The 13,316-nt window shown below is 62.2% G+C and carries 13 protein-coding genes; 5 read left to right on the top strand and 8 right to left on the bottom strand.

Annotation, left to right across the window (positions count from 1 at the left end):
* Positions 1 to 6 precede the first annotated feature (6 nt).
* The 4 genes from C8J36_RS02230 to C8J36_RS02215 form a co-directional block, all read right to left on the bottom strand.
* Complete coding sequence (locus C8J36_RS02230) at positions 7 to 828, bottom strand: ABC transporter permease (protein ID WP_132532154.1); 822 nt, start codon at positions 826 to 828, stop codon at positions 7 to 9.
* Position 829: 1 nt separating this feature from the next.
* Positions 830 to 1,750 (bottom strand): ABC transporter permease, encoded by a 921-nt coding sequence (locus C8J36_RS02225; protein ID WP_062592371.1) that lies wholly within the window; start codon positions 1,748 to 1,750, stop codon positions 830 to 832.
* A 170-nt stretch (positions 1,751 to 1,920) separates the two neighbouring features.
* Complete coding sequence (locus tag C8J36_RS02220; RefSeq protein WP_132532151.1) at positions 1,921 to 3,216, bottom strand: PotD/PotF family extracellular solute-binding protein; 1,296 nt, start codon at positions 3,214 to 3,216, stop codon at positions 1,921 to 1,923.
* A 51-nt stretch (positions 3,217 to 3,267) separates the two neighbouring features.
* The gene (locus C8J36_RS02215; protein ID WP_132532148.1) at positions 3,268 to 4,356 is read right to left on the bottom strand and encodes an ABC transporter ATP-binding protein; all 1,089 of its coding nucleotides are present in this window, start codon (positions 4,354 to 4,356) and stop codon (positions 3,268 to 3,270) included.
* A 244-nt stretch (positions 4,357 to 4,600) separates the two neighbouring features.
* Here C8J36_RS02215 and C8J36_RS02210 point away from each other — a divergent pair, with 244 nt between their 5' ends.
* The 3 genes from C8J36_RS02210 (at position 4,601) to C8J36_RS02200 (ending at position 6,475) form a co-directional block, all read left to right on the top strand.
* Positions 4,601 to 5,329, top strand: a complete 729-nt coding sequence (locus C8J36_RS02210) for a GntR family transcriptional regulator (protein ID WP_132532145.1) — start codon at positions 4,601 to 4,603, stop codon at positions 5,327 to 5,329.
* A 126-nt stretch (positions 5,330 to 5,455) separates the two neighbouring features.
* Complete coding sequence (locus tag C8J36_RS02205) at positions 5,456 to 5,713, top strand: DUF982 domain-containing protein (protein WP_132532142.1); 258 nt, start codon at positions 5,456 to 5,458, stop codon at positions 5,711 to 5,713.
* Between the two features lie 75 nt (positions 5,714 to 5,788).
* Complete coding sequence (locus C8J36_RS02200; RefSeq protein ID WP_132532139.1) at positions 5,789 to 6,475, top strand: sulfite oxidase-like oxidoreductase; 687 nt, start codon at positions 5,789 to 5,791, stop codon at positions 6,473 to 6,475.
* A 62-nt stretch (positions 6,476 to 6,537) separates the two neighbouring features.
* Here the strand turns inward: C8J36_RS02200 and C8J36_RS02195 are convergent, their stop codons facing one another.
* Both C8J36_RS02195 and C8J36_RS02190 read right to left on the bottom strand, forming a co-directional pair.
* The gene (locus tag C8J36_RS02195) at positions 6,538 to 8,412 is read right to left on the bottom strand and encodes a DEAD/DEAH box helicase (protein WP_062592359.1); all 1,875 of its coding nucleotides are present in this window, start codon (positions 8,410 to 8,412) and stop codon (positions 6,538 to 6,540) included.
* Between the two features lie 164 nt (positions 8,413 to 8,576).
* A complete protein-coding gene (locus C8J36_RS02190; protein ID WP_132532136.1) occupies positions 8,577 to 9,941 on the bottom strand; it encodes a pilus assembly protein TadG-related protein in 1,365 nt (454 codons plus the stop codon).
* A 233-nt stretch (positions 9,942 to 10,174) separates the two neighbouring features.
* On the opposite strand from C8J36_RS02190, the gene C8J36_RS02185 reads away from it, so the two are divergent.
* The gene (locus tag C8J36_RS02185) at positions 10,175 to 10,366 is read left to right on the top strand and encodes a hypothetical protein (protein ID WP_132532133.1); all 192 of its coding nucleotides are present in this window, start codon (positions 10,175 to 10,177) and stop codon (positions 10,364 to 10,366) included.
* Positions 10,367 to 10,500: 134 nt separating this feature from the next.
* Here C8J36_RS02185 and C8J36_RS02180 read toward each other — a convergent pair whose 3' ends face one another.
* Entirely contained in the window at positions 10,501 to 10,707 is a 207-nt protein-coding gene (locus C8J36_RS02180; RefSeq protein WP_132532130.1) for a hypothetical protein, read from the bottom strand.
* A gap of 108 nt (positions 10,708 to 10,815) precedes the next feature.
* Positions 10,816 to 11,223 (bottom strand): DUF4112 domain-containing protein, encoded by a 408-nt coding sequence (locus C8J36_RS02175; protein ID WP_132532124.1) that lies wholly within the window; start codon positions 11,221 to 11,223, stop codon positions 10,816 to 10,818.
* A gap of 321 nt (positions 11,224 to 11,544) precedes the next feature.
* Between C8J36_RS02175 and C8J36_RS02170 the strand changes: the two genes are divergently transcribed.
* Complete coding sequence (locus tag C8J36_RS02170; RefSeq protein ID WP_132532121.1) at positions 11,545 to 13,266, top strand: PAS domain-containing methyl-accepting chemotaxis protein; 1,722 nt, start codon at positions 11,545 to 11,547, stop codon at positions 13,264 to 13,266.
* The last annotated feature ends 50 nt before the right edge of the window (positions 13,267 to 13,316 follow it).

Below are 13,316 nucleotides of genomic sequence, written 5' to 3'. Positions count from 1 at the left end.
GAGGATTCAGACCAGCTTGACCTGCTTGCGGCCGAGCATCAGGATGATGCCGAGCGCCAGCAGAATGACGGTGAAGGAGAAGACGGTGGTGACGGTGCCGAGCGCATAGAGCACCGGCGTGGTGACATTGGTGGTCATGCCGTAGATTTCGAGCGGCAGCGTGTTGTAGGTGCCGGACGTCATCAACGTGCGGGCGAACTCGTCATAGGACAGCGTGAAGCCGAACAGGCCGACGCCGATCAGGCTCGGTGCGATCATCGGCAGCACGACATGGCGGAAGGTCTGCCAGGCACTCGCCCCGAGATCGCGCGCCGCTTCCTCATAGGCCGGCGAGAACCGGTTGAACACGGCGAACATGATGAGCACGCCGAAGGGCAGCGTCCAGGTGAGATGCGCGCCGAAGGCCGAGGAATACCAGGCAGGCTTGAGCCCGAACTGCTGGAAGACGACGCCGATGCCGAGCGAGATGATGATGGAGGGAACGACGAGGCTGGCGACCGTGAGGTAGAACAGCGTGGTCGAGCCGCGGAACTTGCGGCGGAAGGCGAGGCCCGCGAGCAGCGACACCAGCACGTTGACGACCATGACCATGATGCCGAGCGCGAAGGATCGCCGGAACGACGCGCCGAAATTGCCCACCGCCTGCTGCTCGAACAGATTGTAGAACCAGCGCAGCGACACCCCGTTCATCGGGAAGGTCAAGCCGCCGTTCGGTCCCTGGAAGGACAGGATGAGCACCGCCGACAGCGGACCGTAGAGAAAGAGCACGAACAGCGCGAAGAAGGCGGCGAGCACGTAGAATTCGAAAGTGCGTTTCTCGTGGCTCATCTCACAGCTCCTTGCGGATATCGACGACGCGCAGGATCGCAGCGACCATCAGCAGCACGACGATCAGGAGCACGACGGCATTGGCGGCGGCGGCCGGATATTGCAGCAGCGACATCTGGTTGCGCATCATCAGTGCCACCGATGCGCTCTGCCCGCCGGACATGACCTGCACGGTCGAGAAATCCGCCATGACCAGGGTGACGACGAAGATCGAGCCGATGGCGATGCCGGGCTTGGCGAGCGGAATGATGACGTTCCAGAGAATCTGCCAACCGCTGGCGCCCGCGTCACGCGCCGCCTCGATCAGCGATTTGTCGATCCGCATCAGCGTGTTGAAGATCGGCGTCACCATGAACAGCGTGTTGAGATGCACCATGGCGAGGATGACGGCGAACTCGGAATAGAGCAGCCATTCGATCGGCGCCGGAATGATCCCCATCTCGATCAGCGTCGAATTTACCAAGCCATTGCGCCCGAGCACCGGGATCCAGGAAATCATGCGGATGATGTTGGAGGTGAGGAACGGCACGGTGCAGACGAGGAACAGCACCATCTGCATCGTCGTCGTGCGGATGTGGAACGCGAGAAAATAGGCGACCCAGAAACCGATGAACGTCGTCAGCGCCCAGACGACGACCGTATATTTCAGGGTGTTGAGGTAGGTCTTCCAGGTGACCCAGGAGCCCAGAGTCTCCTCGTAATTCATGGTCAGGAAATCCGGGTAGAGGCCTGCGAAATCATAGTCCCAGAAGCTGACGATCAGGATCATCAGGATCGGCAAGAGAAAGAAGAAGCCGAGAATGGCGATGAGCGGCGCCGACTGCAGATAGGAGACGGCGCGCGGCGGCAGTCGGAAGGATTTTGGCGTGCGCACCCGCGCGTCCGGCGCCGGTGTCGGCTTGCTTGCAGCGATGATCGCCATGGTGCGGTCGTCTCCGTTGAGGACTCAAGGCGCAGCGGAGTGAGGGGCTTCCCCTCATCCGCCTGCCTGCACCTTCTCCCCGGCTGCGGGGAGAAGGAAGGTTGTGGCAATCGGCCCGGCTTGAAAGAGCCGGAGATTGAAGGGCCGCCGCGCGAGCGACCCGCACCGCATCAGGCCGCGATGAACTCGTTCCAGCGGCGGACCATGTAGCGGTCCTCGTCCATCACCGAGTTCCAGCAGGCGACCTTGCCCATGCGTTCTTGGAACGAGCCGCCATCGCGCACTGCGCCGGCTTTCTCCATGATCTTGCCTTCCGGAGACATGATGTCGCCCTTGGCGGCCTTGCCCTCGATCCAGTAGCCCCACTCGTCCTCGGTCATGAACTTCTTGGCGGTGTCCATGGCGGCGGAGTAATAGCCCTGGCGGTTGAGATAGCCGCCGACCCAGCCGGACGTGTACCAGTTGATATATTCATAGGCCGCATCGAGCTGCGCGCCCTGCAGATGCGCGGCAAGGCCGAGACCGCCGCCCCATGAGCGATAGCCTTCCTTGAGCGGCTGATATTTGCAGGCGATGCCCTTGGAGCGGACGGCGGCGACGGCCGGCGACCACATGGACTGGATGACGACTTCGCCCGACGCCATCAGGTTGACCGACTCGTCGAACGACTTCCAGAAGGCGCGGAACTGGCCGTCCTGCTTCGCCTTGATGAGGAAGTCGATCGTCGCGTCGATCTCCGCCTTGGTCATGTTGCCCTTGTCGGCATACTTGATGTTGCCGAGCGCTTCCATGATCATCGCGGCATCCATGATGCCGATCGAGGGGATGTTGAGGATCGAGGTCTTGCCCTTGAAGGCAGGGTCCATGATATCGGCCCAGGAGGTGATGTCGCGGCCGACGAGGTCCGGGCGGATGCCGAGCGTATCGGCATTGTAGATGGTCGGGACCATGGTGAAGAGACCGGTCTCGGACTTGGCAAAGGTCTTGTCCCCGGCCTTCTCCACATAGCCTACCGTGTGCGGTGCGGTGCCCTGCGCGATCACGCTGTCCGGCGTCAGCTTGCCCGTTTTGAACAGGGGCACGATCTGGTCGTAATATTTCAGCTTGGAGATTTCCATCGGCTGGATGACGCCGGCCGGGAAGACCTTCTTCAGGATCCAGTATTCGATGTCGGCGATGTCGTAGCTGTCGGGCTGGGTCACCGCGCGCTGGGCCGCGGCATCCGAGTCGGTCGCCGTCATCTCGAGCGTGATGCCGAGGTCGGCCTTGCACTTCTCGGCGATGGCGTTGATGTTGGAAACGCCGGTGCCGAACTGGCGCAGCGTGATCGGGTTCTGCGCCCAGATGGTCGGAAAACCGGTGATGGCGCCGGAGCCGGCAATGGCGCCGACGGCCGCAGCTCCTGTCTTCATCAAAGCGCGGCGGCTGATACCCGTCGCCTTCTTCGTGTCCTTGATCTCGGTCATAGTCTGTTCCCTTTTCTTGTGGTGAGACGGATCGTGATGAGCTTGAAGACGTCAGGCGGCCGCAGCCCCCAGGAGGACGGCGTCTTCGAGGCCCCAGCTGAGGGAGACCGCATCGCCGACGGCGACCGGCTTTTCGAAATAATCCGCATCGGTCGCGATGACGGTGAAATCCTCGGACCCCGCGCCCATGACGGTGATCTTCACCGACGCGCCGCGATATTCGACGTTGGACACGACACCGTTGAAGCCGAGCGTCTTCTCGGCCGGTTCGCTGAGCCGAACGCGATCGGTGCGGATGCCGATGTCGATCGGCGACCCCTCGTCCCGCCCCTCGCCCGCGACGGCGAAGGTCTGCCCCTCCGGCACCTGCAACGTCAGCACGCCGTCGGCGCTGGAGATCACCCGGCCGGTCAGCACGTTGTGATCCCCCATGAAGCGCGCGACGAAGGCTGTCGCCGGCCGTTCGAAGACCTCGCGCGGGCTGGCCGCCTGCTCGATCCGCCCATCGCTCATGATGACGATGATGTCGGCAAGCGCCATCGCCTCTTCCTGGCTATGCGTCACATGCACGAAGGTGATGCCGAGGTTCTTCTGCAGCTTCTTCAGTTCGGCCCGCATGCGGATCTTGAGAAACGGATCGAGCGCCGACAAAGGCTCATCGAGCAGCAGCGCTTCCGGATCGGTGATCAGCGCGCGGGCGAGCGCCACACGCTGCTGCTGTCCGCCGGAAAGCTGGGCCGGGCGCCGGTTGGCATAGGGCTCCATCTGCATGAGCCGGAGCATCTCCAGCGCCTTTGCGCGACGCTCTTCCTTGTCCACGCCCTTCATCTTCAGGCTGAAGGCGACGTTGTCGATGAGGTCGAGATGCGGGAACAGCGCGTAGGACTGGAACATCATCGCCGTGCCGCGCTTGGCCGGGGGCAGGTCTGTCACCACCGTGTTGCCGAGCCGGATGTCGCCCGAGGAGATCGTCTCGTGCCCGGCGATCATCCGCAAAGTCGATGTCTTGCCGCAGCCGGACGGCCCGAGAAAGCAGCAATAGCTTCCCGACGGGATCTTGAGACTGATGGAATGAACGGCCGTCGTAGTTCCGTAAATCTTGGAAACGGATACGATGTCGATCTCTGCCGCTTTGGTCATGACAAATTCCCTTCTGGTAACAGAGAGAATGCATCAAGCGTGCCAGTTCGACAGGCAGGCGTCAGTCCGTTGTTTCCAAATGATTATCCGAAATCTTTGAAACCATGACGTCCATATGAGAATGAAATCGCCCAATTTTTCATCTATTGTGCCGAATAAAATATCAGATCGTATACAATCTCGTTATGTTATGGATACGAATGGCCCTTCTTTCCAATGGTCATCTGAATTAGATTAGACAACCATGGACAATCACCAGACCAAGCCGGACAGCGTGATCGCGCGACCTGACGCCGATAGGGCGGATGGAAGCCAGCGCGCTATTCGGGATGCCATCCGCGATGCGATCGTCGACCGGCGGCTGATGCCGGGCACGAAACTGACGGAGACGGATGTCGGCGCCCTGTTCCAGGTGAGCCGGACGCTGGTGCGCGGCGCCCTGCAGGCGCTGGCGCATGAGGGTCTCGTGACCGTCGAGCGCAACCGCGGCGCCTTCGTCGCCAACCCCTCGCCGGAGGAAGCCCGGCAAATCTTCGCGACGCGCCGCATCATCGAACCCGGCATTCTCGCCGAGGCTGCATGCCACATCACGCCGGCCCATATCCGCCAGCTCCGTGAACTGCTGCTGGACGAGGGGCGCCTGATGAACGAGCGGGGGCAGAGCGCACGCCGGGCCGAAATCAAGGCATCGGGAGACTTCCACCTGCACATCGCCGCCATGACCCGAAACACCGTCATGCAGCGTTTCATGGACGAGCTGATCGCCCGCTCGTCCCTCGTCATCTCGCTCTATGGACAATCCACCGTCTCGAGCTGCGGCCATAACGAGCACAGCGACATCGTCGACGCGATCGAGGCCGGGCAGATCGATCGCGCGGGCCGGCTGATGGTCCACCATATCCACCACATCGAGGCCGATCTCGACCTGCGCGTCCGCCGCGCCAACGAGCTCCGCGACGCGCTTCTTCCTTAAGACAAGGATCTTGCGAGAGCGAACAACGCACTGAAAAAATACGTGATTTTTTGTTAACCAATGAACGGAACCAAACAGTCCGGAAACAGTTTTGCACGCGCACGAAAGACAGCATGCGAGGCGAGTATGAGTTACAAGCGTTTTCCGAAGCCGGTCCGGATCATTCTCCAGCAGAGCCAGGAGTGCGTCATCGCATCCGCTTGGGACGCCCTGGAATTTCTGCGCGGCTGGCCCGCCGGTCGCTCCGGCAGAGCCTATCGCATTGCTCTCCAACATTGCCTGGATGCCCTGGACGGCATCCTCAGCCCGCGCAAGGCGCAGGCATCCTTCATGGCCGCAGCCCGCGAGGCCGGCATTCTCGCGAAACGCAAACAGTCCGTCTGAAGCGTCGCCGCCGCTTGACGGGAGGCCGCCGGTCGGGCGACCATGGACCCTTCAAAGCGCCACCAGGAGCAGAGCATGTCGGACGCAAATCCCCCGGAAGAACCGTCCGACGATACGAAACTGACACGCTCCAAACGGCGCTGGGCGGCAGAAGGCCGGTTTTTGACGGGTCAGGTCTCGGGCCAGGTCGCGCGCGCAGGCGGAGATCGCCTGCCGCCGGGCCAGCATCTCGTGAAGAACTGGCCTGTGCTCGATCTCGGCCAGCACCCGATCATCGACATCGCGGCTTGGTCCCTGACGCTGACAGGCGCGGTCGAGCAACCGGCGAAGCTGGACTGGGCGCAGTTCAAAGCTCTGCCACAGAGCAAATTCCTGTCCGATATCCACTGCGTCACCACATGGTCGCGCTACGACAACAGCTGGAAAGGCGTTTCGACGCATGATCTGCTGGACCTGGTCGCACCGAAGCCGGAGGCGACCTATGTCATGCTGACGAGCTATGACGGATACACGACCAACCTGCCTCTGGCGGATTTCGCGAGCGAGCATGCGCTGGTCGCGACCGATTGGGAGGGCCAGCCGTTGACCCGCGAGCATGGTGCGCCGGCCCGGCTGATCGTACCGCATCTCTATCTCTGGAAGAGCGCGAAGTGGCTGACGAAGATCGAGTTCATGACGGGCGATCGTGCCGGCTTCTGGGAGAAGAACGGCTACCACATGCTGGGCGACCCCTGGCGGGAGCAGCGCTATTCCGACGATTGAGGACAGGCGATGGTCCAAAAAGAAAGAGGCTCCGGCGATCGTCGCCGGAGCCTCTTTGCTGATCAGTAGGCCTTTTTCTTGAAAGGCTTTTTGGCAGGCTTGCTGCCATCGTCCGTCGGCTTTGGGCCAGCCTTGGAGAAGCCGGGCTTTGCCGCCTTCTTTGCCCAGGGCTTGCTGTCCGGGCGGTCGGACTTTTCGCCACCGTCTTTCCAGCGCGGCTTGCTGTCCGACGGCGCGGCATTGTCCTTGCGGACGAACGGCTTGCGCGGTGCGGCAGACAGATCGGGCGCGCTGTCGAGCTGCGTCACGGTGATGCCCTTTTCGAGCATGCGCTTGGGGCCGAGCGCCTCGACGAAGCTGTCGGAGAAGTCGCGCGCGATTTCGACGAACGTGTTCTCCGGCATCATCTTGATGGCGCCGATTTCCTGCTTGGTGATACGGCCGATGCGGCAGAGCATCGGGATCAGCCAGCGCGGCTCGACATTCTGCTTGCGACCGGCGGAGATCGAGAACCAGACGGCATCGCCGAAATCGCCACGCGGCGCACGCGCTTCCGACCGCTCAGGTCGCGGACCGCGATCACCGGCACCCTGGCCCGACGTTTGGCCGGACGGCTGGAAGGCTGGCGTATCGATGATGTCTTCCGGCGCGGAGCGGCCGGCACGCGCGAGCCGTACGAAGGCTGCGGCAACCTGTTCCGGGCTATGACCGGCCAGCACCTGCTGCACGAAAGCAGTCTCGTCCTCGCGGATCGGATCGTTCAGCGCGGCATCCGAGAGAATGCGCTCGTCGTCCTTCTGCGAAACCTCGTCGGCCGACGGCGGCTTTGCCCAGTCGGCTTCGATGCGCGCATCCCGCAGCAGACGCTCGGCCTTGCGGCGGGCGTTCGAGGTGACGATGATGGCGCTGACGCCCTTGCGCCCTGCCCGGCCGGTCCGGCCGCTGCGGTGCAGAAGCGTTTCCGGGTTGGTCGGCAGGTCGGCATGGATGACGAGTTCGAGACCGGGAAGGTCGATGCCGCGCGCGGCGACGTCGGTCGCGATGCAGACGCGCGCGCGCCCGTCGCGCATGGCCTGCAGCGCATGCGTCCGCTCGCTCTGGCTGAGTTCGCCCGAAAGTGCCACGACCGCAAAGCCACGATTGTTGAAGCGCGCGGTCAGATGATTGACGGCCGCGCGGGTCGAGCAGAACACCAGCGCGTTCTTCGCTTCGTAGTAGCGCAGCACGTTGATGATGGCGTTTTCGCGATCGGAGGGAACGACGACGAGCGCACGATAGTCGATATCCAGATGCTGCTTCGCCTCGGCCTGCGTCGAGATCCGCAGCGCGTCGCGCTGGTAGTTCTTGGCCAGCGTCGCGATGGATTTCGGCACCGTGGCCGAGAACATCAGTGTCCGCCGATCGGCCGGTGCCGTCTCTAGCAAGAATTCGAGGTCCTCGCGAAAGCCGAGATCGAGCATCTCGTCGGCTTCGTCCAGCACGATGGCCCTGCAGGCGGACAGATCGAGCGCACCGCGGCGGACATGGTCGCAGAGACGGCCGGGCGTGCCGACGACGATATGCGCGCCGCGATCGAGCGCGCGACGCTCGTTGCGGATGTCCATACCCCCAACCGAAGCGGCGATCACGGCGCCGGTCATTTCGTAAAGCCATTCGAGCTCGCGCTGAACCTGCAGCGCCAGTTCGCGCGTCGGCGCAACGGCCACCGCCAGCGGCTTGCTGGCCGGGCCGAAGCGATCGGCGCCATCCAGCAGCGTCGAGGCGAGCGCGAGCCCGAAGGCGACGGTCTTGCCGGAGCCGGTCTGGGCGGAGACGAGCGCGTCGCGACCCGACATTTCCGCTTCGATGACGGCGGCCTGTACCGGCGTCAGGGTGGAATAGCCGCGTTTGGTCAACGCCTCGGCGATCGCCGGAACGACCCCTGCGAATTCTGTCATATGTCTGTCTCTCGGAAGTTCGAACCGTGCAGCGTGCACGATAGAATGCGCACATGCCTTGAGGACCGCACGCTGCGGCCCATACCATGGCGCTCTCTTAGTCCCTCTATCCGCAAATGTACAGAGGATCGCCGAAGGACGCCCTTTGGCGGCCGGAGCCGGCCTCAGCCTGTCAGGCGCGGGCTGCGGATGATCTTGACGAAGAGGGCCTTCATCGCCGACTCGATCCCGTCGGACGGATTGACCTCGAAATAGAGCCCGGGAGAGGCGCAGGCCTGCATTTTCGTGCCGATCTCCGATTGGAACGGCTTGATCCACTTGTTGTACCAGTCGTTCGTCGGCAGCGGCAGGTAGGTCGTATAGAGCACGGCGATCTTGACGCCGCGATCCTTGATGGTCTTGCAGAAGCTGACGTCGATCGGCTCCTGGCACCGGCCACCCGTCGTCTTCTTCGTGCAACCGCTCGGCTTGTAGCTGTCACCGACGCCGTCGGCGACGAAATAGACGACCTTTTCGGCTTTCGCCGCCGTCGATCCGTCGCCTGGTGCCGGGATTTCCGTGTTGATGCGCGTCAGCGCCTGATCGAAGCTGGTGATCTGGTCGCCATTATATCCGTGATACGGGATGCTCATGAGCGAGATCGTGTCCACCTTGGTCTGGATATCCTTCAGGTCGTCGGTGAGCTTGGACACCTGATAGAGCTTGGCATCTTCCGCCTTCTGTCCGAATGTATAGGCCGCCATCCGATACTGGTTCGTGTAGGTCTCCGTCTTCTCCGCCTCGCGCGTCAACGCGGCCACGGCCTGCGCCACGACATCGATACGGATGGTGGCACCTACCTTTCGGGCGACGAAATAGTTGCTGGTCTTGTCGGCATCGCCCTTTTCGGACACGATGTGGCAGGCGAAAGCGCAGTTGCGCGAACCCGCATCCGATGCGTTCTTCGTCGCGGCGATCAGCTTGTCCACATCCGCCGGGGTCGCACCCACGCCCATCGAAGGCGTATTGTCCAACAGCATGTAGAAATCCATGAACGAGTTGGACTGGAACGTCGCTTTGGCGACGCCATCGACCCGGATGAAATCCTTCCCCAAGATCCGCAGGAACGTCGTCGGCACGAGCGTCGAGAACGACGCCGACACATTGATGTCGCGTCCGGACTTCACCGCGCTGACGGTAAAGACTCTGGCCGCCGTCTCCATGTCTTCGGGCGGCGGCTGCACCGCCTGGCCGGGCACGTCTGAGACCGCCGTCGTGGAAAGCTGGGCATTGAAGATCTGGCGCGCCTCGGTTTCGCTCAGGCTCACCGTGCCGTCCGCCGACATGGCCATCGCCTGCGCCACGCCATCCGATTTATCCGTGATGGATCCGACGACCGCTGCGTCCGCCGCGCCTTGCAGTTCCGACTTAACCTTGATCGCATTGCTGATGTCGAGGGCAAGCCCGGCCGTCCCGAGAAGCGGAAGGAGCGACAGAGAGCCGATAATGGCCAGATTGCCGGAACGATCGGCGAGAAAACGCTTGAACATGATGACGACCCCAAGCGCCGTATCTGGCGGCGCCCGATGATCGTAAGCGAATGCTTTCAATAGTGCGTGAAGCAGCGCGGTAAACGAAATAACAAATGATACACCTATTCAGCGATCGAGGTTCCGATCATGAAACCGTGAATGTATTTACGGTTAAGTTTCCTTGCGTCAGTCGCATGATCGCATACATTTACAACTGCGATGAGGAGTCGCCGAAGCCTATGGGAGGAATGATGATGGAAACGTCGGATCATCTGAGAGTGCAATACGACTTCAGAAGCGGAACGGTCCTGCTCCAGTGCCGCAACCGGAGCCATGTGCTCGCGGAGCGCTTCAGAACGAAGGAAAGCGCAGAGGCAGCGGCCATCCAGTTCGCCCGCAAGAACTGGGACTATTCGGACCCGCAGTCCGAAACCCAACACTAGCGGGCATAAATCCAGCCCGCCGATGACGCGGTTGCGGATGTTAAAAGAACGAGGAGGCCGGGGCAAACCCGGCCTTTGTTACGTTCGCCGGCAAGAAACGCGCTCTTGCCACGAAGAACGCATGCCGGGACCACTCAATGGCGCGACGGCTCAACGTCCTGACGCCGCAGATCGTCGATCGCGGCGACCGCTTCCTCCGCTGTCCAGCCGGCGCCGACGGCCGCCCTGATCAGGCGCGCATCCGTTTCCACTTCCAGCTTCACGAACAGCGGCTCCAGCGCTTCGCGGGCCGTGACGACGTTCGATTGCGCGACCGGAATGGCCTGCTTCGACATGGGCATGATCTTTTCTCCTTTTTCAGACTCCTCGGAATGGAAGCAGAGTCAAACTGGTTCCATCATTTGTTCGCAATATGTCTAAAATGACCGGAATACGGGACGTTTGCGCGATTAGAGATCGCGATCGCTGATCTCGAAGTGATCCATGATCACCCGGATATTTCTCTTGTGGGCTTTGAAGTAGACGTCGAAGACATCGCCGACCAAGGGCACGGCACCGACGGTCGCGTCCACGCCGAGATTATAAAGCATCCGCGCAAGCTTTCGCTTCGGCACGCCGAGCCGCCGGGCCTCGTTGACGATCGCAAGACCGATGATCGCGCCGCTGGCATCGCCGATGACCGGAACGAGGCCCAAAAGGGCGTCCGCACCGAAGCGGAACCGCGTTCCGGGAATGCCGACGGCGGTATCCATGATCCGCGCGAGCTTTGCCAACCGGCGCAGACGCCGCAGGCGTTCGGCACGCCCGACATCGTCGGCGGCGCGCATGAAGTCTGCCGCATAGGCTGTGCTTGGCATCGTCCTTCGTCTCCCGTGTTCGCTCTCTCTTGCATATGGAGAGTGTTTGCCGCGGCACAAGGCTCCCCTCCTCTCGATTGTCGTAAAAGGGTTACATACACCGCCGTTCAGTGTCGCCGGGCGCTCCCGCGCAACTTCAAATGCCCTGCTCGAAATTCCGCAAGAACCATGCGCTGCAGAGACGAGCGCTTCGCGGACATCGCAAGATTTTCCGTCCGTTACCGCACGAACTCAATTGAAATTAAAAGATAATTTAAATTCACACCCTATTTTCGGGGTGAACTGCCCACCCGTTCTCCTTTCAGAAGCGATCCCAGCCGAATGTCGATTTTCTCCCTGTCCGATGGCGCCATCATGCAAGCGCTCAACCAGTCGCAAGCGATTATCGAATTCGATCTCACGGGCAGGATTCTACGCGCGAATGCCAATTTCTGCCGTGCCATGGGCTACGACAGCAAGGAGATCGTCGGGCGCCATCACAGTATGTTCGTTCTGCCGGACGAAGCGCGCTCCCCGTCCTATGCCGCCTTCTGGCGTGCGCTTGCAGACGGCACGTTTCAGCAGGCGCAGTACAAGCGGCTCGGCAAGGGCGGTCGCGAGGTCTGGATCGAGGCATCGTACAATCCCGTCTTCAAGGGAAAGCGCCCGATCAAGGTCGTGAAATTTGCGACCGATATCACACAATCGAAGATCACCAGCCTCAGCGACAAGGGCAAGCTCGACGCCCTGTCGCGCGCGCAGGCCGTCATCGAGTTTACGCCCGAGGGGCAGATCGTCACTGCGAACGAGAATTTCCTTTCGGTCCTCGGCTACCAGCTGGAGGAGATCGTCGGCCGGCACCATGCGATCTTCTGCGAGCCTGCCTATGTGCAGTCGGCAGCCTACCGGACCTTTTGGGAGCACCTCGCCGGCGGCGCCTTCGTGACCGACCAGTTCCTGCGTCTCGGCAAGGACGGCCGGCGCGTGCATATCCAGGCGACCTATAACCCGATCGTCGACGACAGCGGCCGCGTCATCAAGGTCGTGAAATTTGCGACCGACATGACCGAGCGGGTCCGCGCCGTCGAGGAACTGGGCGCCGGTCTCGGCCGTCTGGCACAGGCCAATATCCGCCAGACGCTCGACCGCCCCTTCACGCGGGAATTCGAACAGCTGCGCCACGACTTCAACCTGTCGATCGGCGGCTTCCAGCAGACACTGGTCGATGTGCTCGGGCAAACCGAAAACCTGAACGGCCACAGCCATACGATGCGGCAAGCGTCCGACGTTCTTGCCGAGCGAACCCATGCACAGGCAACTGCGCTCGAAGAAACGTCATCGGCGCTGGAACAGATCACCGTCACGGTCCGCCAGTCGAACGAACGCGTGCAGGACACGCGCAATCTCGTGAAGCAGGCAAAGGAGCAGGCCGGCCATTCGGCGATGGTGGTCAGCGACACCGTGGCGGCCATGCAGCGGATCGAAACCGCCTCGGCCTCGATCGGCCACATCATCGGCGTCATCGACGAGATTGCCTTCCAGACCAATCTGCTGGCGCTGAACGCCGGTGTCGAGGCGGCCCGCGCCGGTGAAGCGGGTCGCGGCTTTGCCGTGGTCGCCCAGGAGGTCCGCGAACTCGCCCAGCGATCGGCGCGCGCCGCAAAGGAAATCAAGGGCCTCATCTCGAACGCCTCCAACGAAGTCGTCGAAGGCGTCCGCCTCGTCGGCGATACCGGCAGGGCATTGACCGAGATCGAGGTTTTCGTCGCCGCCATCAACGAGAACATCGATGCGATCGCCGCCGCGACCTCGGACCAGACCACCGGCCTTGGCGACATCAGCGCCTCGGTCAACAATCTCGACAGGATGACCCAGGAAAACGCCGCCATGGTCGCGCGCACCACGGAACTGAGCCACACCCTGGCGCAGGGCGCAGCCGTGCTTGCCGATCTCGTCTGCCGTTTCCAGCTGAACCGCCGCACCACCACCCGCGAACCCGGCACCTTCAAGCCGGACCGTCATAACGCGGAACAGGGCGAACGGGGACTTCGCAAGAGCGCCTGACGCGTCAGGCGAACAGCCTTCGCGCTGCCATCGAACGAAAGCCCGGTTGC

The organism is Rhizobium sp. PP-F2F-G48 (assembly GCF_004342335.1).
In the GTDB taxonomy this organism is placed as follows: Bacteria; Pseudomonadota; Alphaproteobacteria; order Rhizobiales; family Rhizobiaceae; genus Ferranicluibacter.
Note: the sequence above shows the minus strand (reverse complement) of the source record. Positions and strands in the feature narration are given on the sequence as shown.